Annotated in this window: 16 protein-coding genes; 13 read left to right on the plus strand and 3 right to left on the minus strand. The window is 51.0% G+C overall.

Going from position 1 to position 24,515, the window contains the following annotated elements:
* The 6 genes from Ga0466249_RS10070 to Ga0466249_RS10095 all read left to right on the plus strand — a co-directional run bounded on the left by Ga0466249_RS10070 (position 1) and on the right by Ga0466249_RS10095 (position 12,299).
* A complete protein-coding gene (locus Ga0466249_RS10070; protein ID WP_215829324.1) occupies positions 1–414 on the plus strand; it encodes an ExbD/TolR family protein in 414 nt (137 codons plus the stop codon).
* A 212-nt stretch (positions 415–626) separates the two neighbouring features.
* On the plus strand, positions 627–1,037 hold the full coding sequence (locus Ga0466249_RS10075; RefSeq protein WP_215829325.1) for a hypothetical protein: 411 nt from the start codon (positions 627–629) through the stop codon (positions 1,035–1,037).
* Positions 1,038–1,086: 49 nt separating this feature from the next.
* Positions 1,087–1,536, plus strand: coding sequence for an OmpH/Skp family outer membrane protein (locus Ga0466249_RS10080; RefSeq protein ID WP_215829326.1), 450 nt, complete (start codon positions 1,087–1,089; stop codon positions 1,534–1,536).
* Between the two features lie 60 nt (positions 1,537–1,596).
* Positions 1,597–3,357, plus strand: a complete 1,761-nt coding sequence (locus Ga0466249_RS10085) for a ShlB/FhaC/HecB family hemolysin secretion/activation protein (protein WP_215829327.1) — start codon at positions 1,597–1,599, stop codon at positions 3,355–3,357.
* A gap of 15 nt (positions 3,358–3,372) precedes the next feature.
* Entirely contained in the window at positions 3,373–10,083 is a 6,711-nt protein-coding gene (locus Ga0466249_RS10090) for a two-partner secretion domain-containing protein (RefSeq protein ID WP_215829328.1), read from the plus strand.
* Between the two features lie 107 nt (positions 10,084–10,190).
* Positions 10,191–12,299 carry a TonB-dependent receptor gene (locus Ga0466249_RS10095; RefSeq protein ID WP_215829329.1) on the plus strand — a complete coding sequence of 703 codons (2,109 nt, stop codon included), beginning with the start codon at positions 10,191–10,193 and terminating at the stop codon, positions 12,297–12,299.
* A gap of 221 nt (positions 12,300–12,520) precedes the next feature.
* Here the strand turns inward: Ga0466249_RS10095 and Ga0466249_RS10100 are convergent, their stop codons facing one another.
* The 3 genes from Ga0466249_RS10100 to Ga0466249_RS10110 form a co-directional block, all read right to left on the minus strand.
* On the minus strand, positions 12,521–13,366 hold the full coding sequence (locus tag Ga0466249_RS10100; RefSeq protein WP_215829330.1) for a phosphate ABC transporter substrate-binding protein: 846 nt from the start codon (positions 13,364–13,366) through the stop codon (positions 12,521–12,523).
* Between the two features lie 139 nt (positions 13,367–13,505).
* On the minus strand, positions 13,506–14,396 hold the full coding sequence (locus Ga0466249_RS10105; protein ID WP_215829331.1) for a phosphate ABC transporter substrate-binding protein: 891 nt from the start codon (positions 14,394–14,396) through the stop codon (positions 13,506–13,508).
* A gap of 201 nt (positions 14,397–14,597) precedes the next feature.
* Complete coding sequence (locus tag Ga0466249_RS10110) at positions 14,598–15,503, minus strand: phosphate ABC transporter substrate-binding protein (RefSeq protein ID WP_215829332.1); 906 nt, start codon at positions 15,501–15,503, stop codon at positions 14,598–14,600.
* A gap of 527 nt (positions 15,504–16,030) precedes the next feature.
* On the opposite strand from Ga0466249_RS10110, the gene Ga0466249_RS10115 reads away from it, so the two are divergent.
* From Ga0466249_RS10115 to Ga0466249_RS10145, 7 genes are all read left to right on the plus strand, one after another.
* Positions 16,031–17,128 carry a type II secretion system protein GspD gene (locus Ga0466249_RS10115; RefSeq protein WP_215829333.1) on the plus strand — a complete coding sequence of 366 codons (1,098 nt, stop codon included), beginning with the start codon at positions 16,031–16,033 and terminating at the stop codon, positions 17,126–17,128.
* Positions 17,125–17,949: a hypothetical protein gene (locus Ga0466249_RS10120; protein WP_215829334.1), complete on the plus strand. Its 825-nt coding sequence runs from the start codon at positions 17,125–17,127 to the stop codon at positions 17,947–17,949. Before Ga0466249_RS10115 ends, Ga0466249_RS10120 begins: the two co-directional genes overlap by 4 nt.
* A 345-nt stretch (positions 17,950–18,294) precedes the next feature.
* Positions 18,295–18,849, plus strand: coding sequence for a PadR family transcriptional regulator (locus Ga0466249_RS10125; RefSeq protein ID WP_215829335.1), 555 nt, complete (start codon positions 18,295–18,297; stop codon positions 18,847–18,849).
* Between the two features lie 324 nt (positions 18,850–19,173).
* Entirely contained in the window at positions 19,174–19,767 is a 594-nt protein-coding gene (locus Ga0466249_RS10130) for a GTP-binding protein (protein WP_215829336.1), read from the plus strand.
* Complete coding sequence (locus Ga0466249_RS10135; protein WP_215829337.1) at positions 19,760–20,203, plus strand: hypothetical protein; 444 nt, start codon at positions 19,760–19,762, stop codon at positions 20,201–20,203. Before Ga0466249_RS10130 ends, Ga0466249_RS10135 begins: the two co-directional genes overlap by 8 nt.
* A 310-nt stretch (positions 20,204–20,513) precedes the next feature.
* The gene (locus Ga0466249_RS10140) at positions 20,514–21,938 is read left to right on the plus strand and encodes a sigma-54 interaction domain-containing protein (RefSeq protein WP_215829338.1); all 1,425 of its coding nucleotides are present in this window, start codon (positions 20,514–20,516) and stop codon (positions 21,936–21,938) included.
* A gap of 449 nt (positions 21,939–22,387) precedes the next feature.
* Positions 22,388–24,385 carry an oxidoreductase gene (locus tag Ga0466249_RS10145; protein ID WP_215829339.1) on the plus strand — a complete coding sequence of 666 codons (1,998 nt, stop codon included), beginning with the start codon at positions 22,388–22,390 and terminating at the stop codon, positions 24,383–24,385.
* Positions 24,386–24,515 lie beyond the last annotated feature (130 nt).

Below are 24,515 nucleotides of genomic sequence, written 5' to 3' on the forward strand. Positions count from 1 at the left end.
ATGACGATAACACGTAAACCCATGAAGAAGGCTCGTATCGAGATTATCCCAATGATTGATACCATGATGTTTCTCTTAGTATTTTTCATGATGTCCAGTCTTTCCATGATTCAACAGCATGGCATGCCAGTCAGTCTTCCCCATGCTGCCAGCGGACAGGACCAAGTAAAGAAAGTGGTCACAATGACTCTGACGCAGGATGGCCATTTGTTCTATGAGAAAGAGCAGATTTCTTCGGCGGCGGAAGTCACAGCACGACTGACTGAATTGGAGAATAAGGGCACAAAGCCGTCCGTAGTCATTAATGCCGACCGCAGTGTCGAGCATGGCCGGGTGGTTGAAGTATTGGATGCGGTCAGGCAAAGCGGGGTCATTGCGGTTGCTATCGCGGTACGGCCCACAGCCGGCGGTTAAGTTCTTGGATTGCGGTAAGAAAAAAATTCTTACCGCAATTTCCATAATTAGTAAAGGGGGGATAGAATGTTACTGGAAGTTCTCAAGGACTATATTTTGTTGACAACGGGAGCGATGATCGGAATACTATTCATTTCTTTATGCACTGTTGCAGGCCGGGGAGACCGCTGGCTTGACAAAGAATAAAGCGAGATTGCAAAGGAGAGAAAAGGATGAATCAGGAAATTTTTGCCGACGCGATTAGCGCCATTCATGTAACAGGACAGCTTGTCCGCATCGATTTGATGACGGTGCAGCCCCAACTCAAGAGTGACAATGGTCAGCCTGTAGTCGATATTAGCAAACGGATCATTATGCCCTTGGAGGGGTTCATCCAATCCCTCAACGTTCAGGACAACCTCGTTACGCAGCTTGTGGCGGCCGGCGTGTTGAAAAAGAAGACCGACTTGGAAAATGAAGTGGCCCAGCCCGACGATTCCCCAGCCGAGGCAACTGCCGCTTCAGTCGGTGCTGCGGAAGTTGCAGCGGCCCAGCCCGACGATTCCCAAGCCGAGGTAGCTGCCGCTTTAGCTTGTGCTGCGGAAAACGAAGCGGCTCCCGCAGTCGAAGCGGTTGGAATCTAAGTAGGATGAACGTTCTATTACTGATAGAGAAAGAAGGAAAATGTACATAATGGTTGATTTAGAACTAAAAAAGACGACGGGGATGCTGTGGGCGGTGCTGCTGTTATGGGGAATGCTGTGTTGTACGGCCTTCCCGGGACAAGCCCATGCCGCTGAGGCGGCCGGCATCGGGGTGGTTGATTACGGGTATCTGATCCACCAGCACCCGGACACGCAAAAAGCCAGCGACGCCTTAAAGGCCGAAAGCGAGCAGGTTAATAAAGAATTTGCTGCCAAAGCGGCCGGTCTCAGCGACAAGGAAAAGCAGGACTTAAGACTCCAGCTCGCCCAGCGGGTGGAATCAAAACGGCAGGAACTGCTGAAAGGGATTGCCGACAAGATCAATGCGGCCATCAACGAAGTGGCGGCGGAAAAACAACTGACTATTGTCATCAACAAGGACAGCGTATCCTACGGCGGGCTGGATATTACCCAGGATGTCCTGCAAAAGTTCCGGTAGCTCTTGCAACTAGCCAGACCGGATTGTCCGAAGCAAGAAAAAGGAAGGGATGATTTTTTTATGCCTAGAAAACATAGGACGTTATGCTGCGGCAAGGTCAGCCTGGGACTACTGCTGGCGCTGGCCATCGGCTGCGTCCCCCCGGCGCTGGCGGCCGAACCTCCTGCGGTCCAACGGCCTAACGTTGACGTTAACTCCGGCACCATTAAAAGCAGTTTGGACCAGCAAAAGATTATCGTGCCGCAACAAAACAACGTGGATATTGAAGTCAACCGGGAAGAAAAGCCGGCACAGGAACAAGCTCCGGGGCCCAAAGTCAGGGTCAGCGGCTTTCACATTACGGGCCAGACGATTTACACTCCGGAGCAGCTGCAGGAATTGATCAAGGCTGATGTCGGCCGGGAACTGAGCTTTTCCGAACTGCAGGCCGCGGCCCAATGTATTACCGATTACTTTAACAGACAGGGGTATATGGTGGCCAAAGCCTATCTGCCGGCACAAAGCATTCAAGACGGGCTGGTGGAAATCGTGGTTGTTCCCGGCCAATACGGCGGCATTGACATTCGCAACCAGTCCCGCCTGTCCCCCCAGACAGTGGCGAATTTGCTCAGCAGCCTCAAGACCGGCGATTATGTAAAAAAAGACGTACTTGAGCGTAATTTGCTGCTGTTGAGCGATATCCGCGGCGTCAGTGTGAAAGCCACTCTGGCCCCGGGTAAGGACACAGGCAAGACGAATCTGACTGTTGAACTTCATGACAATGACGAGGATGCGACAGGCACCTTTTCGCTGGACAATTACGGCAACCGCTACACCGGCCAGGGCGTCGGCAATGTTACGCTGACCATTAATAATCTGAGCGGTACAGGCGATGTGTTTAACCTGGGGAACAATTATTCCGGCAACGGGTTGAATAACTTCAGCGCCGGCTATACGAACCTGGTCGGCACGCAGGGCGCCCGCCTGGGTGTCAGTTATTCCACCATGCACTATCAGCTTGGCAAAGAATTTAAGTTGCTTGAAGATACGGGTAAATCCAGGACAGCGAGCATTTTCGGCATCTATCCGCTGGTGCGTTCCCGCGACCACAATCTGAACGTCCAACTCCAGTTTGATTATCGCAAGATTACCGACAATGGCTATCTTGGTCTTGAAACGTCGGACAAACATGCCGATGTGTGGAGTCTGGGGCTGAATGGCGATAGCCAGGACTCCTCCGGGGCCAACACTTATGACGTCAATGTTTCGTCAGGCCGGCTGGGCTTTGACGGCGGACGGACGCTGTACGGCAGTACGCCGCAAGACGATGACCAGTGGATCAGCCGGGCATATGGGATTCCCGGTCTGCGGACAGCCGGACGGTATACGAAAGTCAACTTTGACTTTAGCCGCTGGCAAAACCTCAATCCCCGCTTGAATTTCTTACTGGAATCCAGCGGCCAATGGGCCAACAAAAACCTGGATTCCTCGGAAAAACTGTATCTCGGCGGCGCCAAGGGCGTCAGGGCCTATCCGCAGGGCGAAGCCTCGGGTGATCAGGGCTATCTCGTCCGCGGCGAACTGCGCTGGAATATGCCGGACCCGGACTTACAGTTGGCGCTTTTTGTCGACAGCGGCCACGTTATGGTGAATAAAAATCCCTTGCCGAAGGCCGGGGATAATGGTTGCACGCTTTCCGGCGCGGGTCTGGGCGTGATTGCCAGCAGCACTAAAGATTATACTGTGCGCCTGGATTACGCCTGGAAACTCGGCGATCATGCCGTGACGTCGGAACATGACCGCCGGGGACGCTGGTGGTTGTACGGAATTCAATATTTTTAAAGGAGGACAAGGAATATGCAGAGAAAATGGCGGCGCGACTGGGATCGCATGAAAGAAACACACAGCGGATACGCAAAAGGAACATCCGCAACAATCGCCAAATATATTCTGCCGCCTTTAATGGCAGCGGGTCTGGTGTTCGGTTCGCTGGGACTCAGCCAGGCGGCCGGCCTGCCTGATGGCGGCAAAATTACGAGCGGCAGCGGCACGATGAATCAAAGCGGCAATACCCTGGACATTCACCAGACAAGCGGCCGGCTGGGCATTGACTGGCAGAGCTTTAGTATTGATAAAGGCAATACGGTCAACTTCTACCAGCCCGGGCGGGATTCCATCGCCCTCAACCGAGTGCTTGGCAACGATGCTTCCAATATTTACGGGAATCTTAACGCCAACGGCCAGGTATTTTTGTGCAATCCTAACGGCGTGCTGTTCGCCAAAGGGGCGCAGGTCAATGTCGGCGGATTAGTGGCCTCGACGCTGAATCTGTCTGACAGCGATTTCCAAAACGCTGCGAACAGCCAGTATACCTTTACAGGTAATGGCAGCGGTACAGGCACGGTCGTGAACGAAGGCGCTATCACGGCAGCGGACGGCGGCTATGTGGCCTTACTTGGCACCAATGTGGCCAATAATGGTGTCATCGTGGCGCAAAAAGGCACGACAGCTTTAGGTGCCGGACAGGCCGTGACCTTGAACTTTAACGGCGACGGCCTGCTGAATCTTGCCGTCAGCCAAGCGGCGCTCAACGCCAGCGCGGCCAACCATAACCTCATCCAGGCCGACGGCGGACAAGTTATCATGACGGCCAGGGCGGCCAACGCCCTGGCCGGGAGTGTGGTCAACAACAGCGGCATTATTGAAGCCCGCGGTCTGGAAAACAGGAACGGCGTCATTACCCTTGACGGCGGCACCAGCGGCACTGTGCCAGGCACAGTGACCAATAGCGGCACCCTCGACGCCTCAGGAAAAGCGGGCGGCCAGACCGGCGGCACAGTCAAGGTGCTGGGCGATAAAGTCGGTTTAACCGGCACAAGCACGATTGACGTCTCCGGCGACAAGGGCGGCGGCACGGCGCTTGTCGGCGGCAATTTTCAGGGGAAAGGCCCTGAGCCAAACGCGAGGACGACAACCGTAGCCGCAGGAGCCAGCATCAACGCCGACGCCATTACCAGCGGCAACGGCGGTAAGGTTGCCGTGTGGTCCGATGATAAAACGGTTTTTAGCGGCACCATTTCCGCCAGGGGCGGCAGCCAGTCGGGCGACGGCGGTCAGGTCGAAACGTCCGGCCATCACACCCTGACCCTGAGCAAAGACGCGAAAGTAGTCACGACGGCGCCGCAGGGCCAAGTCGGCAACTGGCTTCTGGATCCTACGGATTATACCATCGGCACGGGGGCTACGGGTGCCAATTACTGGAATAATGTGGATTTGGGCAACTCGCTGAACAGTACCGGTATTACTGTTCAAACCGCGACAACGGGCAGTGACGCCGGCGACATCACGGTGACGGCTTCTGTATCCTGGTCATCAGCCAACAGTCTGACGCTTTCCGCCTATCATGACGTCGACGTTTACGGCGATATCCAAAATAGCGGCGGCGCCGCCGTCAAGCTGCGGGCCGACAACACCGGCACAGGCAGCGGTACCGTTAATTTCACCGACGGCAGCAGCACGGGCCACGTTTTCACCGACGGCGCGGTCAATATCTATTACAACCCGGCAAGCTACGGCGACAGTGCGACCCAGACCACCTGGGATGCTGCCGCGGGGCTGCTGACAGGCCCCTACGGCGCCTATGTGAACAAGGCCGACGGCATCACCGCGAACAACAAGCTTCGGTCTTATATGCTTGTCAACGACGTGAATCAATTGCAGAATATCGGCAATAGTAGTACCTCCACTTATAATACTACAGGTGTTTATGCCCTGGGGCGGGACATTGACGCCAGCGTCACCCGCACCTGGAACAACGGCCAGGGCTTTGCACCCATCACCGACGGTACGCAAAACAAAGGTTTTACGGGGATTTTCGACGGCGACGGGCATACCATCGCCAACCTGTACATCAATAGCACCTTTACCAGCCTATCTACACCGCTCACGGTGGGACTTTTCGCGAAAATCGGCCAAGGCGGTACGGTTCGCAATCTGAGTCTGACCAATGTTGATATCACAGGCACTAACAAGTATCAGACTGACGAGTACAAGCCTATGGGCAGTAGCGATATCATCGGTTATTCATGTTATGTGGGCGGCCTGGCCGGGATGGCTGATTCGGCCACCGTCGATAACGTCTCTGTGACAGGCAAGGTGACAGGCAACCAGGCCAGTGCCGTGGGCGGCCTGGCCGGTCTGGTTTTGGAGAGCCGGATTGGCAGCCACGACAGCGTCGTCAATTCCTCCAGCACGGCGGCAGTCACCGCCAACGGCGTTGGCAACCAAACTGCGGTCACCGTCGACGAAGGCAAAGGTATCCGTTACCAATCTATGGCCGGCGGCCAAATTGCGGCCGGCGGCCTGATCGGCGAGCTTGATTACAATAGTCTCCTCAATGGCGGGTTCGATAATGTGCTAAACAGCAACGACAGCAACTTTGTGAGGAACAGCTACAGCAGCGGGCCGGTCACAGTCAATTACGCCGGTTTGGACGGCATCCAGCATGCCACGTTCTTCGCCGGCGGTTTGGTGGGGGTGAACCGGGGCGGCAGCATTGACCAATCCTACAGCACAGGCACGGTAACGGTGCATAACAGCGATGCCAAGTCCACTGTATACGCCGGCGGCCTGGTGGGGGCGAGCGGGGACAACGCGTACACTGAGCGCGGCTCGTATGACACCGTCTGGCTTGATTCCACTTACACAGGGGAAAAAATCTCCAATTCCTACAGCACAGGCAAGGTGAGCTACAGCGGCGATCAGACCCGTGTGGGCGGCTTTGTCGGCAGCAACAGCGGCGCCAGCACCATCAGCCAAAGCTTCTGGGACACCGATCGGTCCGGCCAGACCCAAGGCGTCGGCACCAATACCGGGAAAACACTCCAGCTGACCGGCCTGACAAGCGCCCAGGCGGCGGACCATAAGAGCTACAGCGGCTGGGACTTTGCCAGCACCTGGTTCATGCTCGACGGCTATACCACCCCGTTCCTGCGCTCCGAATACAGCACAATCATCAGCAATGCCCATCAGCTGCAGCTCATGGCCCTGGACCCGATGGCTAAGTACACGCTGGCGGCCGATCTCGACCTGCGCGGCTATAACATGGCGCCGGGTGTCGGCTTTGTGCCGATCACCGGCTTCACCGGCAGCTTGGACGGCGGGGGACATACCGTCAGCTACCTGACCATCCATGATTACGACGGTGGCGACGCCGTCGGTCTGTTCGGTCATATTGCCGGCGGCGCGGTCCATGACCTCGCTCTGGCCAACGCCACGGTCAGCGGCACGGCGGCCAATCAGTCGGCCGGCATCCTGGCCGGCGTCAATGACGGCAGCATCTACAACACCTACACAGGCGGCACGGTCAGCGGCAGCGGTAGCGTCGGCGGTATTGCCGGCAGCAACACGGGCACGCTTACCGCCTCCTTCAGCTCAGCCAAGGTAGCAGGTCCCGCCGCTGCGGCAGGCGGCCTGGTCGGCACCAATAGCGGCACAGTCAGCGCGAGTTACCTTGATGCTGACAGCAGTGTCAACGGCAGCGCCGGCGGCCCCGTGGCAGGCAGCAATACCGGCACTCTTACCGCACCCGACTACAGCGACGGCAATTGGGTCAGTTACGGCGGCAACAAGTATCTGGCCTGGACGGTGGCGCCCGACGGCACCGTCGGCCTCTATACGCCGTCTGAGCTGCAGGCTATCCAAAACTATTTAAGCGGCAGCTACCGGCTGCGGGCCGACCTCGATCTCGCCGGACGCAACTGGACGGCCGTCGGCACCGGCGCCAATGCTTTTACAGGCAGCCTGGACGGCAGCGGCTACGTCATCAATAACCTGACAATCAGCAATTCGCCTTTGACCGCCATCGGCCTGTTCGGCTACACCCAGGGCGCCACGCTCAGCAACCTGACGTTGACCAACGTCAACATCGCCGGGGCAGCAGGCAACACTTATGTCGGCGGTCTGGTAGGCTATAGCGAGGGCGGCACCGTCAGCAACGCAGCGGTGGACGGCACGGTGACGGCAACAGGCGACAACGCCTGCGTCGGCGGTCTGACCGGCGTGAACAGCGGCAGCGGCATTGCCGCCGCCCGCAGCGCCGTGACGGTCACCGCCGCAGGCACGGGCAGCTATGCCGGCGGCATCGCCGGTCTTAACGCTGCAGGCGGCAGCCTCAGCTCCTCGTACAATACCGGCGCGGTTACGGTTACGGGGGCGGGCAGCAATGTCGGCGGTCTGACCGGTCAAAACGACGGCACCATCAACGCCTCCTACAATACCGGCACTGTGGCTAGTCGCGGCACGAACAGCGCCGGCAGCTACGCCGGCGGCGTGGCCGGTCGTAACACCGGCGCCATTTCCAACGATTACAACCTCGTGTACAACAGCGGTGCGGTCATAACGGAAGGCGACAACAGCGTTGCCGGCGGCATCGTTGGACAAAATACCGGCACAGGCAGCATAGGCACGGATGCATGGGATCTGGGGCTTTACAATACAGGCCGGGTGACTGCTCAGGGAACGGGCAGCAGCGTGGGCGGCATTGCCGGCGACAACGCCGCGAACGGCGCGATTTTCTCGGCCTATAATGAGGCCGTTGTCACCGCCGCGGGCGCGAGCAGCAATGTCGGCGGCATCGCCGGCGTCAACAGCGGCACTATCCAGAGCGCCTACTTCGGCGCCACCGACAGCGGCCTTGTGGCGCAGGTCGTCAGCAGCGGCGCGAGCAGCAGCGTCGGCGGCATCGCCGGAGTCAACAACGGCAGCATTGCCGATACCAACAGCTTTGCTTGCATAAGCAGCACCGGCGCGCACAGCAATGTGGGCGGTCTGGTCGGCATGAACAACGGCAGCCTCGCCACCTCTTACGCCTTGGGCGCCGTGCAGGGCAGCGCGGACAGCAATGTCGGCGGCCTCATCGGCAGCAACACTGCCGGCACCACGGTCGACAGTCTTATTTGGAATCCGGACTCTGCTTTTGCTATCACCGATCCCCGCTATTCCTACAAAGTGGGGGTTGGGAGCGGCCCGGACACCGGCACGAAGGCGCTGAGCTACGCTGAGATGCTGGATCCGTCCAACTCCAACTGGTCGGCCTTCAGCAACTGGAACACAAAAGCAGGCTATTTTCCCGTCCTCTCCTGGCAGCCTTCCATGATGTACGGACGGGTAGAGGACGGCGGCTCCGGCGTAACGGTGAACAGATATACTAACGACCGTATCTCAGGCAGCATCGCCCGCTACCAGACTCAGACCTTCGGCGCCGATGGCCTGTACTTTATGAGTTCGGCGGGAACGGCTCCGCACAACGGCACCGACATCGCAATGTGTCCTTTTCAAGTTATGCTGCTTACGGTAGAGGGTCAGCCTTACAAGGCCAACTCCGTCTTTCCGGAAATGTCTGATGGAACGTTTTATGACCTGAAGAAAGATACCCTGCTGCTCAGTGTTCCCTTTTGGGATCCGAAAATGTCCGATGCAGCCATGACATTTGGTTTTGACTTCAAAAGACTGTTTGCCGACCCAGTCTCAAGCGGAGCAGTGGTGGCGGCACTTGCTGACAACTACTCCGACCTGCTGTTTACTGTGAAGCTTTACCCCGTCTTTTCAGGCCAGTGGAATGTCCCCGGTGGGTTCTTTCGGAATTTTTATCGGTACGATCTGGATGTAACAGGTAATTTCGCCGCCAAAAACATCCATTTGTCCAATGATTCTGGTGATGACGGACATGGCCTGTCCTGTACAGTCGGCGGCAGCATTACCACCCATCGGACGGATTATGCCCGCGGCGACATCAGTGTGGATAACAGCCAACTGCCGACGAGCATTGAGTCCTACGCCGGCAATAGTATAAATTACCGGACGGATAAGTTGTTGAGTCCAATCGGGGATGAAACGAAGTATAGCGCCGACGGCGACATCACCATCAACACGTCCGAAAATTTTGCTATCGGTGTCGGCAGCGGCCAGCCGATAATCATAGCCGGCGGTGACATCACCATCAACAGCGGCGGCTACTTTGTCAACTGGGATGGCCCAAACGCCATCAAGGCCGGCGGCCGCTACCTGATCTACGCCAAGGATATGCTGCTTCCCAACTGGCTATCACCGTCAGGTACCTCTGCAAAATACTATGCTACATCCAGCTATCTATCTCAGTTGTTCTATAACACCAAATACCTTGACAGTAACTATCAGGGCAACCTGAAGCTTGAATATCTAAATGACAAACTGGTCGCCGATACGCGCGGCGGTCTGCCCGGCTTTGTGCTGTGGGGCACGGCGTATGATCCCAATCCGACCTATTCCGGCAGCGGCTTTATCTACACGGCGGACGATCCGACGACGGATGCCGGTATCGCCGCGCGGCTCTGGATGACGCCCGATTACTTTGCGACGCAGCAGCGGCGGCAATGGGCCAACGGCGCGGCTCAGGCCGGCGGAAACAACCCCGGTCTGAGCGCGGCGTCTTCCCCGGCCGCCGGAGCGGTTTCTAACGATGCTCTGTCATTGACTGTCGTCGACGGCGGGGTGGCGCTGCCGCCGGCCGCCGGAAGGTCCGGAAAATAAGCCCGGTCACTTCTCACCGCACCATAGGGCGCTGAAGTGGCCCTATGGCGCGGGAAGGAAGTGTGCAACACTGCACCTATCTTGTACAAGACCAAAAGGAGGAAGCCATGAAACAAGCACGCAGAAAAAAATTGGCGGCAGTTATCGGCTGCATGCTGCTGTATGCCAGCTGGGCGCCAGCGGTAGTTGCCGCCGACGCGGCCGATGACGAGGTCGTCGAGGAAGTGGACGTCACCGACACCCGGCTCAAGGAGCGCCTGGCCATCAAAAAGACGGAGATCACCAGCGCGGACATCAAGGCCCAGGGGGCGGAAACTGCCACCCAGGTGCTTGAGAAACAGGCCGGCATTGTTGTCAGCGGCAATAACATACAGGGCAAAGCCACGGTCAGCATCCACGGCAGCGATGCCACCAATACCAAAGTCTTTGTCGACGGTGTGCCCCTGAGCTCGATGGACGGCATCGTCGATCTAAACAGCATCGCGGCGGACAGCATCGAAAAAATCGAGGTCTATAAAGGCGCGGCGCCTGTCCAGTACGGCAGCGACGCCGGCGGCGGCGTTATTTACATCACAACCAAAAAAGGCGGTAAACAAAGCGCAGATTTTTCCACCTCCGTCGGCAGTTGGAATACGCTGCGCCAGAGCGCTTCCCTGAGCGGCGGCAATCAAAAAGTCAATTACTATTTTGATGTTAAACATGAGACAAGCGACGGGTATACCGCCAATACTGCGAAAAGAGACAATTACTACGACGGTAAGCTGGATTTTGCCCTTAACGCCACATCTTCGCTTACCCTGTCAGGCAGCTACGCGAGAAAATACGAAGAGCTGCCTGACCGTTATGATCAAAACGGCGTGATTATCACCAATCCCGGCAGCGGCGGCCAGATTGGCAATGCACAAAACACCAGCAGTTTCTGGTACAATACAGCCAGGCTGCGTCTCGACCCGGCCAGCGAATGGCACAGCGGTCTGGCCTATAACCAGAAGCTGAGCGACAACAGCGATCTCAAACTGACTGTGTATAAATCCGGTGAAAATACATCCCTGGTCGCGACAAGATCGCCAACTTATACCAAAATATGGTATGGCGGCCAGAATTCGACTGCCAGTGCAAGCGGCTATCAACTGGAGCATACCATTAAAACCAGTTCGGTCAACACCGTTCTCTGGGGTTCTAATTGGGAAACACGGCGCTTTGACCAAGACACCAACTGGGGTAGTTATGATGTAAGTAATGGGTTTTTTGCCCCTGGGCCTAATTATGTTGTTCCAGTGCAGTACCATTACGACAGTCACAGCTACTTCTTCCAGGATACGCTGAAGCTGGGTAAACTGGTCGCCGCCGCAGGCTACCGGCAGAACTTCATCAAGGATCATCTGAACGTAAATCCCAATGCCGCAGCGCAGGATAAGCGCCCCACGGCACCTGGGTACGATCCGGACGATTCCTCCTCTTCCCATATCTTTAGGGATCCGATGGCCGGTTTCAGCTATGCCGTCAATGACCGGACCTCGCTGCACGCCTCCATCGGCAAAAGCTTCCGTTATCCCCTGCCGGTGGAAATCGCCAGCTTCTCGACGATCGGATCAGTAAAGAAGCGGGTCGGGCCGGAGCAAGCCCTGAACCGCGAGCTTGGCGTAACTTATACCGCCCCGGACGGACTGAGTCTGGATGTCACCGGCTTTTACAAGACAGTAACAGACAAGATTCGGAGCAGGCCCGTTGACGGCGCCACCGTGTATGACAATGCGGGTCAAACGGTGACGATGAAAGGCTTTGAAACCGAAGTAAGCAAAACACTCAACGACAGGCTGAAAGCCGTTGCCCAATACACCTATACCTTGGCCCAGGATCCCGAAGAGGGGCATCAGTTCAACGATCAACCCAAAAACAAGGGATCTTTAGGCCTGAACTACACCGGCGGCCGGGGCCTCAAGGCTTATCTGTCGCTCAACTATGTGGGCAGCCGGTTCAGCGATTTTTCCAACGGCTCCGCTGGTGCGTCCACCGATCCCAGTTCGCCGCCGCAATTTCAGTCCGTCACCCTGGCGCCTTATACTTCCGTCGACCTCATGATGACTAAAGAGTTGAAAAACCGCGAGTACTACGTCAAGTTCAACAACATGCTTGACAAGCAGTACTATTCCTCGGCCTATCTAATAGCCCCCGGCCGCTATGTGGAATACGGCGTGAAGATTAAATTCCAGTAATAAACAGCTGTCTAAATACCACCCGTCCTTCACAACAAACGAAGGGCGGGTATTTTGTGCGGAACTTATGCTCAAGCCCTGCGGTTGTTGTTGCAACCGTTTTGCCGTACGGCGGATATTGTGCATTTTTTCGCTTCCTTAAAGCAATAAAGGCCGGCATAGGCCGACCCTTATTGTGTGCTGCTTCTTCGATGCAGAGACTAATTGCTGCTTAGTGCCAGTTAGCGGTGAGCGCGTTGAGTGCGCTGCGTGTGATTAGCAGCGGAGACGCTTGTTGCATTGGGTATTTCTCCATCAGCGCTCACAAGGGCCTGTCCATGGGGGCCAAGAACCCAATTGAGGAAATCTCGCACATTTCCAGCAGGTGCGCCTTTGGTGATCATGTTGAAATTCCGCCCTGGGTAGGTTTTGTTATGGACGGTAGCTACGGAGGCTGTCACGCCGTTCAGCGAGCACCCCATGACTGAGGTGTTGTCAACATAGCCCAGGGAAATGAAGCCAATGGCGTTAGGCGTGTTGGCGACTGCGGTTTTCAGAGCCGGAGAGCCGTCATTCACTGTGACGATGCTCGATTTTATCGGGGTTGAACCCATGATCTGTTTAGTAAAGCAATCAAGGGTACCGGAACCAGCCTCGCGGGTTTCGACGACAATTTTGGTGTGAGGCAAGCCGGCCTGTACATCCGACCAGTAGACGTCCTTGCCGCTATAAATAGCCTGAATCTGCGCGGTAGTGAGATTTTTTACTTTGATACGGGGGTTCACGATCATCACAACTGCGTCCTGGCAGATTGCGGTAGACACCAGCCCGGCGGGGTCTGTCGAGTTTAGGTCGCGGGAAGCATTGCCAATGTCCAATGTGCCGTCGGCCACGCCGTTGATGCCATAGTCGGAATTTTTGTAAGTAACTCTGAATTGTACACCTTTCTCGGTACGAAACTGATCCGTCAGTTTCAGGGCCAAGGGATAGACGTCACTGGAGCCGCCCATTTGGATGTGGTCACTGGCCATGGCTGTTGCTCCCATCATCATGGTTGCCAAGGCACCAATCAATACTTTTTTCCACATGTGAATAACCTCCTGTTTTTTGGTTCTTAGACTTTCTTGCTGTTTCTTCCTTTCACTTTTAAAACAATAAGGGCCGGCAAACGCCGACCTTTATTGTTAGCTTCTTAGTTGTAGAGACTGAATAGTCGCTTAGTGCCAGTTAACGGTGAGCGCGTTGAGTGCGTTCAGTGCGCTGCGTGTGATTAGCAGCAGCGGAAACGCTTGTTGCATTGGGTATTTCTCCGTCAGCGCTCACAATGGCCTGTCCTTCGGAGCCGAGAACCCAGGTGATGAAGTTTTGCACATTGCTGCCAGTAGCAGGTGCGCCTTTGGTGATCATGTTGAAATTCCGCCAAGCTGAATAGGTTTTGTTATGGATGGTAGCTACGGAGGCTGTCACGCCGTTCAGCGAGCACCCCATGACTGTGCTGTTGTCAACATAGCCCAGGGAAATGAAGCCAATGGCGTTAGGAGTGGTGGCGACTGCGGTTTTCAGAGCCGGAGAGCCGTCATTCACTTTGGCGATGCTGCTTATCTGGGTTGTACCCATAATTTGTTTAGTAAAGCAATCAAGGGTACCGGAACCAGCTTCGCGGGTTTCGACAACAATCTTGGTGTGAGGCAGGCCGGCCTGTACATCCGACCAGTAGACGACGGCCTTGTTGTTGGCGTCCTTGCCGCTATAAATAGCCTGAACCTGCGCGGTAGTGAGATTTTTTACTTTGACATTGGGGTTCACGATCATCACAACTGCGTCCTGGCAGATGGTGGTAGACACCAGCCCGGCGGGGTCTGTCGAGTTTAGGTCGCGGGAAGCATTGCCAATGTCAAATGTACCGTCGGCCGCGCCTTTGATGCCGGCACCGGAATCTTTGTAAGTAACATGGAAGTCTACACCGGAATTTTCTTGCATATACTGACTCGTCAGTTTCTGGGCCAAGGGAAAAACGGAACTGGAGCCGCCCATTTGGATGTGGCTGTCACTGGCCATGGCTGTTGCTCCCATCATCATTGTTGCCATCATGGCACCCATCAATACTTTTTTCCACATGTGAATAACCTCCTGTTTTTTTGGTTTTTTGTTTTCTTAGAGTCTCTTGATTCTTAGGTTTGCTTGCTTATCACCTTGTTGGTAGAATGCTGTTCCCTCCTTTCACTTGTGCGCCTGACGTGTCCGCCTGCGGCAAAATGGCCAAGCTAACCCTAACCGGGATGGAGTTTTGCCCAGCGGGCGCTTCAAGCTTCAAGACTGTTATCTATTGGAATAAAAGCCCGTAGGGCTCATTCCCGATTGATGACGGAGCAGACGATGGGGACGTTCCTGCTGTCTTTTGACTATCATCGCCTGACCGGATTGCGGGGGCAGATAATTCTGGGTGACAATCGCCTGCCCGGCGGGGCTGAGAACCCAGTCAATGAAGGTTTTTACCAGGCCGGTGGGCTGGCCTTTGGTGACCATGCTGAAATTCTGGATGACGTTGTATTGGCCGGAGCGGGCGGCGTCCAGGCTGACTACCCGGCCGTCCAGGCTGGGTGCTTGAACGCTGTCGTCAAGAACGGCCAGCGAAAGGAAGCCGATGGCGTTTGGATCGGCGGCGACGGCCTGACGGAGCCTGTCGTCGGAGTCCCACTGACTGGCAGTTGCGACAACAGTGCCGCTGCTGCCGAAGAAATGTTTGCTGAAGCAATCAAGCGTATCGGACCCGGCAGAAGCCGTGTAGGAATTGACATTAATGGGGGCGTTATTGCCGCCGACTTGCGACCAGTTGGTGATAGTTCCGTTAAAAATGCCGGCAATCTGTCGGGTAGTAAGATTGCGCACTGGGTTGAAGGGGTTCACGACGACTGCGACGGCATCCCGGGCGATGGGGGTAGCCACCAGCCCATAGGCGACTTCACTCGGTTTGAGGTTGCGGGAGGCATTGCCGATGTCTACGATGCCTGTGGCCGCGTCCTGGATGCCAACATCGGAACCACCTTGTCCAATACGGAAGCTTGTCTTATCAGTATGCTGGGCATTATAGGCCTGCGCCAGATCTTGGGCCAACGGATAGACGGAAGTGGAACCGCTCATTGTCAGTCTGTCCGTGTTGCCGGCCATGGCGGTTGTTCCCAGCAACATCGTTACTATTACACCAACGGATATTTTTTTCCACATTCTAATAACCTCCTAAATTTAAGGTTAGTAAGTTTTGCAGCGTCATTATTTATTATTGACATGTAATATTACATAGGCGTAATATTATGATAAAAAAATAAGTTGTAAGAATTTTTCTGTTTGTTTTTTGAAATTGCGGCGGATGCTTGTCCAATTATAACTGCCAATGCGATATCGGTTGCTTAACACGTCTGCTTCAACCCCAAGTACCTTGCTGTACGATGGAATAAGAGCCTTTTTTTTCTATTATACTCGCAGTTCATGGGAATAGGTTAAAAAAATGTAAATTATAGGTAAAGGAATTGTTGATTAATGTAACTATGAGTCATAATGACACAACGAGTTATCACAGGAAAATATTCCATGTTATGTAAATATAAACGAGGCCGAGGGAGGACAGAAAACGAGGTTGGATAGGACATAGTCTGACGGTGCTTAAGATAGAATGTTAATCGAAACTTAACATGTTCATAAAAGGTATTTCACAAGGGTGGAAGAAAAAGGTTAGCAGAAGCGGAGGTGAGTGTATGCGTATAAGTCGTAGAAAAATGATCTCTGTCACTATTTTGGCAGTCCTGCTGCTGTTCAATATGTCCTTACTGGCCTTTGCCGAGGAAAGTAACGATGCTGTTCAAAATGCTTCGCCGTTCCCGCCGAATGCTGCAGTGCCGCAGGGAGGACAAGCTCCTGCTATTTCCGGCGCAAACCAAAACTTGCCGCAAAATACGGTTTTGCCCAATGCCAATAGCTATATATCTCTTGCTCATCCTTTAGTTATCCAACTGAAATATGTCAAACCGGATCAAGTCAAAACCCTCATCAGCTCATTGATCCCGGCTGACAGACTTAAAGTGGATTTCATCAATAACAAGCTGGTCGCCGTCGGCGATGAGGATGACTATGACACAGTCAAAGAGATTATATCGCAAATTGATATTCCGCCGCAGCAAATCATGTTTGAAGCCGAGGCTATTGAAATATCCCGCGACGACTATAAAGATCTGGGCGTTGATTGGGGGGCAACGACGGCGTTACCAAGCATTCCTCCCAATAACACTCTGGCAGCTGTCCCGCTAGAGGGTTCCCAATATAGGGTTGGTCTCGGGAAGTATGGGGTGAACTTTGCAGCTACGCTTAATCACCTTCTCGAAAACAAAAAAGCCCGTCTGCTGGCCAGCCCGCGTATCGCCGCCCTGGATGGGCAGACGGCCCAGATCCTCATTGGAGATAAGCTGGCCGTAGAAAGCCATCAGGTATCAAACGGCACTGAAAGTATATCTGTAACGTATGTCGATGTAGGTATCAAACTGGAAGTAACGCCGACGGTTAATGATGACGGTACCATTACGGCACATATCAAACCAGAGGTAAGTAACAAAACCAATGAGACCAAAAACGGCAATCCTAACATACGGACGCGGCAGGCCGAGACGACGCTGCGTGTAAAAGACGGTGAGACCATCGTTATTGGCGGACTCATTCAGCGTCAGGACACGTCGGATGTTGTCAAAACTCCGTTATTGGGTGATTTACCGATCATCGGCTCGTTATTTCGTTCCAGCGACCGAGAAAAGCATGAAACGGAACTGATCATTTTAATTACGCCTAAGAAGGTGGGGCCATGAGAGCAAGCCTGAAAAGACTGATGATGGCAACGATGGCCGCTAGTCTGTTTACGTTAGTAAATTTCGCGCCAACGGATGCAGCCGTTCCAATGGATGTCGTTTTACGGTGGGCGCCCGTTATGGAGCAGCAAAATTATTCAACCAGTCCGGTAGACCGGGTGAATGTCTTTACCAAGGTGAATTTCGACCAGGATTGGCGTACGAATAATAATTCAATGAACCTGCCGTTTGTCAGCGTGGTTGACCCGGAGGTCTACTATTCTTTAGTAGAAAGTACTACGCATTATTTTGTCGGTTATTATCTGTATTATCCGCGTTATGGGGGAGATGAGGAACATGAAAACGACATGATCGGTGTTCTGATGGCACTGCGTAAGCCTGGCTTAGAGGCTAAGAACGTGGACATGATCTTAGCCTACAGTAATGGGAAATGGAAACAATGGAAAAGCTTTAAAAACTTTTCCGTTAACAGCCGCTTCATGATATCCATGCAATCAGGGACTCATGAAATTGAAACGCTTGGTACTCTGCCCAAAGCGGGTTCGCTGTTCTTTTACCCACAAAGTAGTTTACATAAAGAACAGCCGTCTTATCGTTTGACGGATCTTGGCGAATTGTGGCAACACCGCAATGATATTGGGCCTGGTCATGTATTCAGCCGCTGGGGTTATTTCGACGGATATTACTACACGAATACGGCCCTGCCTTGGATATGGACTCATAATGGTATACAGTGGTTAAGCAACCCCGGGGAGTTGATGCAGGATATTTTGCACCTGCCCAAGACGGCAATTATTTATCAAAACAATGAATATCGCTGATTCGTTAGAGAAGCCAAGGATGGTGAGGGTTCAATCGGAAGTTTTGCGCAGCAAGGAGGCTCAACTAGTAGCAGATACTAGTTGAGCCTCCTTGCGTAAACGCAAAACTTTTGATGGCCCAAGAAGAAAGAAATCTAGAATCAATGGGACGGTTCTTTTGATTCAGTTAAAGGGATGCAAGTCCCCCATAATTTCTCCATTCCTTTTTCAAGGCGGTTGGATAGAGAGCCTAGCTGGCGATCCAGCCGCTTCATTTCTTTTAAGACTCTTTCTTAACTTGCATACAATATAACTTTAGTGTAATATTATATAGAATAACTATTATAAACACGGAGAAGGATATTTATGGAACTTGCGAATGGTGAATTTGTGCTTTTACAAATTATTTATGACAAAACATTGGTGTCCGGCTATGAAATTAACCAATTGATCAAAGAACGGGGCTACAAGGAGTGGGCTGATATGGGGACCACTTCTATTTATGTTGGACTGAATAAGTTAAGAAAAAAACAATTGGTTAATTCTTATATAGACACAGCCAAACGAGGGAGAGGTCCTATACCAAGAAAATTTGAAATAACAGCTGAGGGGAAAAAAGTTTTACAGCAAGAGATTATAGAGGCTTTGTCATCTACAAGGGAAAGAGAGTTCAGGTTCGATTTGGCTCTGGCAGCTATTTCGTTTGTGACCGAAGAAGAAGCTGTAGCTGCACTGAAGAAGAGAAAAGACTTCCTGACCGAGGTTGCGGACAATATCAATCATAAACTAGAATCTCAGGGTGGAAAAAAGCTGCCAATTAATTTACTAGCATTATATTGGCACCCACTTATATTAATTAAACAGGAACTTGAATTTATGGATGGTTTAATACAGGATTTATTAGAACAGTCCTATAAATGACTCATGATAAAAAACAACAAAAGGATCTTGAAGCTGCAATAAAGGCCATGCTCTTGACTTGTCAGGAACATGTTTTTTTTGTTTGATAAAGTTTTTGGAACATTTAGTGTGTAGTAATGAAAGGAATAGCGAGAGATGTTCAACCTGAGTGTGACAAGCTTACTATATTGAGTAGTTAGTAAATTAAAATTATTAAAAAAATTGATCATTGCAGGAAAAAGGTAGCGGCCATAGTATAGATGTATATATAAATGCTTTTGGGAATGCATTAAACATAATATTTCCAGTTGGCTGTCGGATTATCTTGAGAAGGGGAGATTCGTTATGCACATCCTACTTTTTGGCGGATTTCTAGGTTCGGGTAAGACCACTACTATTTTGCAGGTTGCCAGGCAGATAACAGAAGCTCGACAGGAGACAGTGGCCATTATTGAGAATGAAATTGGTGACGCCGGTGTGGACGACAAATTATTTCAGGGCAGTGGCATTCAAGTGCGTCCTCTCTTTGGTGGCTGCGTGTGCTGCCAAATAACAAGTGATTTGGTGACGGCGGTTAATGAAATTTATCAAACAATCAATCCTGATTGGCTGGTGGTTGAAATGACAGGCCTGGCCATTCCAGGCAATATTGTAGAACTGGTCAACAAATACTGTTCTGCCTTTGCAACCTTCAAGACGGTGACGATCGTGGATGGTGGACGGTGGACTGAACTAAAGGAAGTGCTTGAGCCGCTGGTCGTTGCTCAGGTGGAAAAAAGCGATTTAGTCATTGTCAACAAGTCTGACATCGCCGGTCCCGATCTTAAAACGACGGTTGCCGATATAAAGGCTCTTGTCGGTCAAGTACCAGTCTTGACGGCTAGCGCGACGGTCCCCTTATCGCTGACGCTGCTTAAGGAGGTATTTCAGATTGAGTGACGCAACTGTTTTTAGCCAGGTGCAACGAATTGAGTTTAACAGGCAGATTTCCAAATTAGAGGTTGAGCAGCTTCTTAAGAAATTTTTGGTTGGAATTGGGGAGCCCTTAGCCTATAATGGCGTCATATTGGGCCACATAAAAATGTTTGCTAGAACAACCATTGAAAATGATTTTCTGTTTCTGTCTCTAACACGTTTGAATCAGGTAGATGTAAAGTCGTCACCGAATTGGGGCAGCATGGGTGTTGAACCAATTATCGCCATGGAGTTGACCATTAATGTCCTAGTTTTTAACTATAGCAGAAGTATAGTTAAAAAAGTGGTAGCTATGGCTACTGAGCAGCTTGCGTCTGTTAGCCGAGTGAAGGTGAACACCGATAAGGCGGTTGTTAAGCTTCATGTGGGAGGAAAAAAGATTAGTCGGGTTAGAAAATAGTGGATCGCTAAAATAATATAAGGAATAGTACATATGAAACAGCTACATAAATAATGGGTAGCCGTTGGTAAAAATAATCTACAACTCCTGCCAGATTTATATAAATTTGGCAGGAGTATTGTATGTTTATGTAAAACAGATAAAATATTTAGAATTGACAAGCAAATGGATTGAAGGTTGAGCCAAAGAATTGCCACCTGATCTATTAGAAATTAAAAAGCTGTCGGAATTATTGATTCGATATTCTTTGGGTAGCAAAATCAATGATTGATGATCGATAAATTGGGGACAGAAGTGGGAGGGGGATTGAATGACGCATATTTCAAAAAAGACAGGAATAAACAATCCGTTTACGGAGCAGCATTTCCTCAAAATTTTTGAGAACCTGCCTGATGTAGTATTTGTAACTGATCGTTATGGGAACGTATTACTCTCAAATTCAACCACTGCTGTGACAATGGATATGTCTTTGGACCAATTGCTAAGATCCAACTTAAAAGATCTTGTCCGTGAAGGGTATTATAATAAATCATATGCAATGGAGGTCGTAGAGAAAAAGTGTGCTATAAGTGGCTTGTTAACAACTAGACTTAATTTGACACAAGTTTCGACTAGTACACCGGTATTTGACGAAGACGGTAATGTTACATTGGTCATAACGACTGGGCGACCCAAGAAATTGAACGATAAATATGTCTTTACCGAAGAAAGGGAATTCAATAATCAGCGGAAAAGGGAGGTTGAATACCTGCGTAGTTACGTCTTGGATACGGATAGCATTGTAGCTGAGAGTATGGCAATGCGAAAAGTGCTGCTCAAAGCACATAATGTGGCACAGACGGATAGTACGGTTTTGCTTTACGGAGAAACAGGGAGCGGTAAAGAAATTTTGGCTAAATACTTACATCGTCATAGCAAACGATCTAGTGAAGCCTTTATCGCAGTCAATTGTGCCAATTTGCCTGAGCATCTTGTTGAATCTGAATTGTTTGGTTATGATAAAGGGGCTTTTACCGGGGCAAGTGTGCATGGTAAGATGGGATTATTTGAAGCGGCGCATCGGGGCACATTATTTTTAGATGAAATCGCAGAACTTCCCTTAACGTTACAATCGAAACTTCTTAGAGTGTTGGAGAATTTCGAAGTTCGGCGTCTCGGCAGCTATGTGGAGAAAAAGATTGATTTTCGGCTGATTGCCGCAACACATAAAAATTTAAAAAAGATGATGGAGGAAGGCTCCTTTCGTAGCGATTTGTATTATCGTCTCGATGTTATATCTATCGTGATACCGCCACTAAGAGAACGGCCGGAAGACGTCGCAGCATTGAGCTTAAAATTTTTGAAAGAAATGAATAAAAAATATGGAACAAGAATTGAATTTGATGTGGATGAATTGGTATTATTCCAAAGCTATAACTGGCTGGGAAACGTGCGCGAGTTAAGAAATGCTGTAGAAAAAAAGGTAATTAACAGCTTGCAGGATGAGTCTTTTGGTGCGCTGTCTTCAGATGTCTTTACTGACAAGACGTTGTTTAACCAGGACATTTTTGGTTTGTTGGGATTAAGAGGTACGCTAAAAGAAGTAATGAATAAAGTTGAAGAACAATATATTCGGAAAGTACTGAAAGCATGTGGTGGACGAATCGGTGTGACCGCGGATCAATTGGGTATTTATCGTACTGTATTGTATCGCAAACTAAAGGCATTCGAAAAGATGAAAAACTCCCGGAATTAGTAAAATGATAAACAGATGTACCCTTGTTGGTACATCTGTTTTGATTTTCGGGAAGAAGATGAGTTTGACCATATTCAGTAATGTGTTTTAGAAATGGTGCAAATCAACAAAGTACAAGGGAGTAGAAAAAAGTTGGGATATTATGAGTCAATTGTAGATGTACCTACAATGGTACATCTACAATTGACTCATAATTCAAAATGTTGCAAATGAAATACTTTTTTATTGGTGCAATGGAATAGAGGAAAGTATTTGAAGTGGCTGTATTGCTTGGTTTATTGATTATAGCAGACTATTGGCATAAAAATTGCTTTATATAAAATGAAGAATATCCTAGTTATACAGATTACAATTTTATTCCATCAAATGGATAAGTCCGGCGATTTTAATAAAATTCATTTGGTGAACAGGCTTGACGAAGTTAAAACGATGGAAGAGGAGGAGTGTTAATGAAAGCTAAGTACGCAAATTTATTCGATGCAGTTTCGATTGGGAACTGCATGTTTAAAAATCGTTTTGCTATGGCTCCCATGGGACCGCTGGGGCTTGGCGATGCGGACGGCGGATTCAACCAGCGAGGTATTGATTACTATGTGGAGCGCGCCAAAGGAGGGACAGGATTGATTATTACCGGTGTCACCTTTGTGGATAACAAAGTAGAACAGCATGATATGCCAAACTGTCCTTGCTCCACGCACAATCCGGTGCACTTTATCCGTACGACCCGGGAGATGACTGAAAAAATACACGCCTACGGTGCTAAGGTGTTTCTTCAAATGTCCGGTGGGTTTGGCAGGGTTACCATTCCCACCAATTTGGGGGAACATCCACCAGTTGCGCCTTCGCCTATTCCACATCGCTGGCTGGATAGGACTTGCCGTGAATTGACAAAAAAAGAAATTAGAGAAATCGTTTCGCAGTTTGGAAAAGGGGCGCATAATGCCAAGCGTGCCGGATTTGACGGTGTACAAATTCATGCGGTGCATGAGGGGTATTTAATTGATCAGTTTGCTATAGCGTTGTTCAACAATCGTACGGATGAATATGGTGGCAGTCTGGAAAACCGACTCCGTTTTGCCCGCGAAATTTTGAATGAGATTAAAAAAACTTGCGGTGCGGATTTTCCAGTAACGCTCAGGTATAGTGTAAAAAGTTTCATCAAAGACTGGCGTGTCGGCGCACTGCCTAATGAAGAGTTTGCAGAAAAAGGCAAGGATACTGCGGAGGGCATTGAGGCCGCAAAATTACTTGTAAAATACGGTTATGACGCTTTGGATGTGGATGTGGGCTGTTACGATGCCTGGTGGTGGAACCATCCGCCGATGTACCAGGAAAAAGGTCTGTACATTTCTTATGCCAAAATGGTCAAAGAAGCCGTGAATGTTCCCGTTATCTGTGCAGGACGTATGGATAACCCGGAACTGGCGTCTCAAGCCGTAAAGGAGGGCGCTTGCGACATCATATCTATGGGACGCCCGTTGCTTGCCGACCCCGACTATGTCAACAAAATCAAAGCGGGCGATAGCCAGTCCATCCGTCCCTGCCTGTCTTGCCATGAAGGCTGCATGGGCCGCATACAGGAATATTCAGCGCTCAACTGTGCGGTGAATCCTCAAGCCTGCCGTGAACGGTCGGAACGGCTGGTGCCAGCATTACACAAAAAGAAAATTTTCATTGCGGGCGGTGGCCTAGCGGGCTGCGAAGCAGCGCGCGTTCTGGCGATGAGGGGGCATAATCCCCTGATATATGAAAAAAACGCTAGATTAGGCGGCAACCTGATTCCTGGCGGTGTTCCTTCATTTAAAGAGGATGACCATGCTCTTGCCACATGGTATGAGCATGAGCTAGAAAAATTGTGCGTCCCCATTTATTTGAATACGGAAGTTGATGTTCAGATGGTGCAAAATTCAGGCGCGGATGTCGTAATTGTGGCAACCGGTTCCAAGCCAAGAAAAATTTCGTTAGGTTCGGTTCCCCTTTATCCGGCTGCCGATATTCTGCTGGGTAAAAAAGAAGCGGGAAAAGAAATTGCAATCATCGGCGGCGGGCTGGTTGGCTGTGAAACGGCTTTGTGGCTGCGTGATCAGGGCAAACATGTGACGATTGTCGAGGCCCTTCCCAAAATCTTGGCGGTAAATGGTCCATTGTGTCATGCGAATAGCGAAATGCTGACGGCATTGATCCCGTTCAAAGGTATCGAAACAATTACTTCCGCAAAGGCCACAAACTACGACGGTAGTACCTTGCAAATAGAAACAGCAGAAGGCATTCGAACGATTAAAGTGGATACCGTTATTCTTGCCGTGGGGTATATATCGGAGAATTCGCTGTATGAGAAACTAGACAGGGAAATTTCGCCAACCTATTTGATCGGCGACTCTCGCAAGGTGGCCAATATCATGTATGCGATTTGGGATGCCTATGAAATAGCCAGTCATATCGACTAAAGTATCTTGCGGTTGCAAATTGTATCTAAATAGATTGAATTTGGCTGTGACAGCTTATCGGCGTTGAATAAGTACCTGGCGATTTCGTTGAAAGTGAGGGCTTGCTCGACGCCTTGTTTCACCGGTACTC

The organism is Pelorhabdus rhamnosifermentans, assembly GCF_018835585.1.
GTDB lineage: Bacteria > Bacillota > Negativicutes > UMGS1260 > UMGS1260 > Pelorhabdus > Pelorhabdus rhamnosifermentans.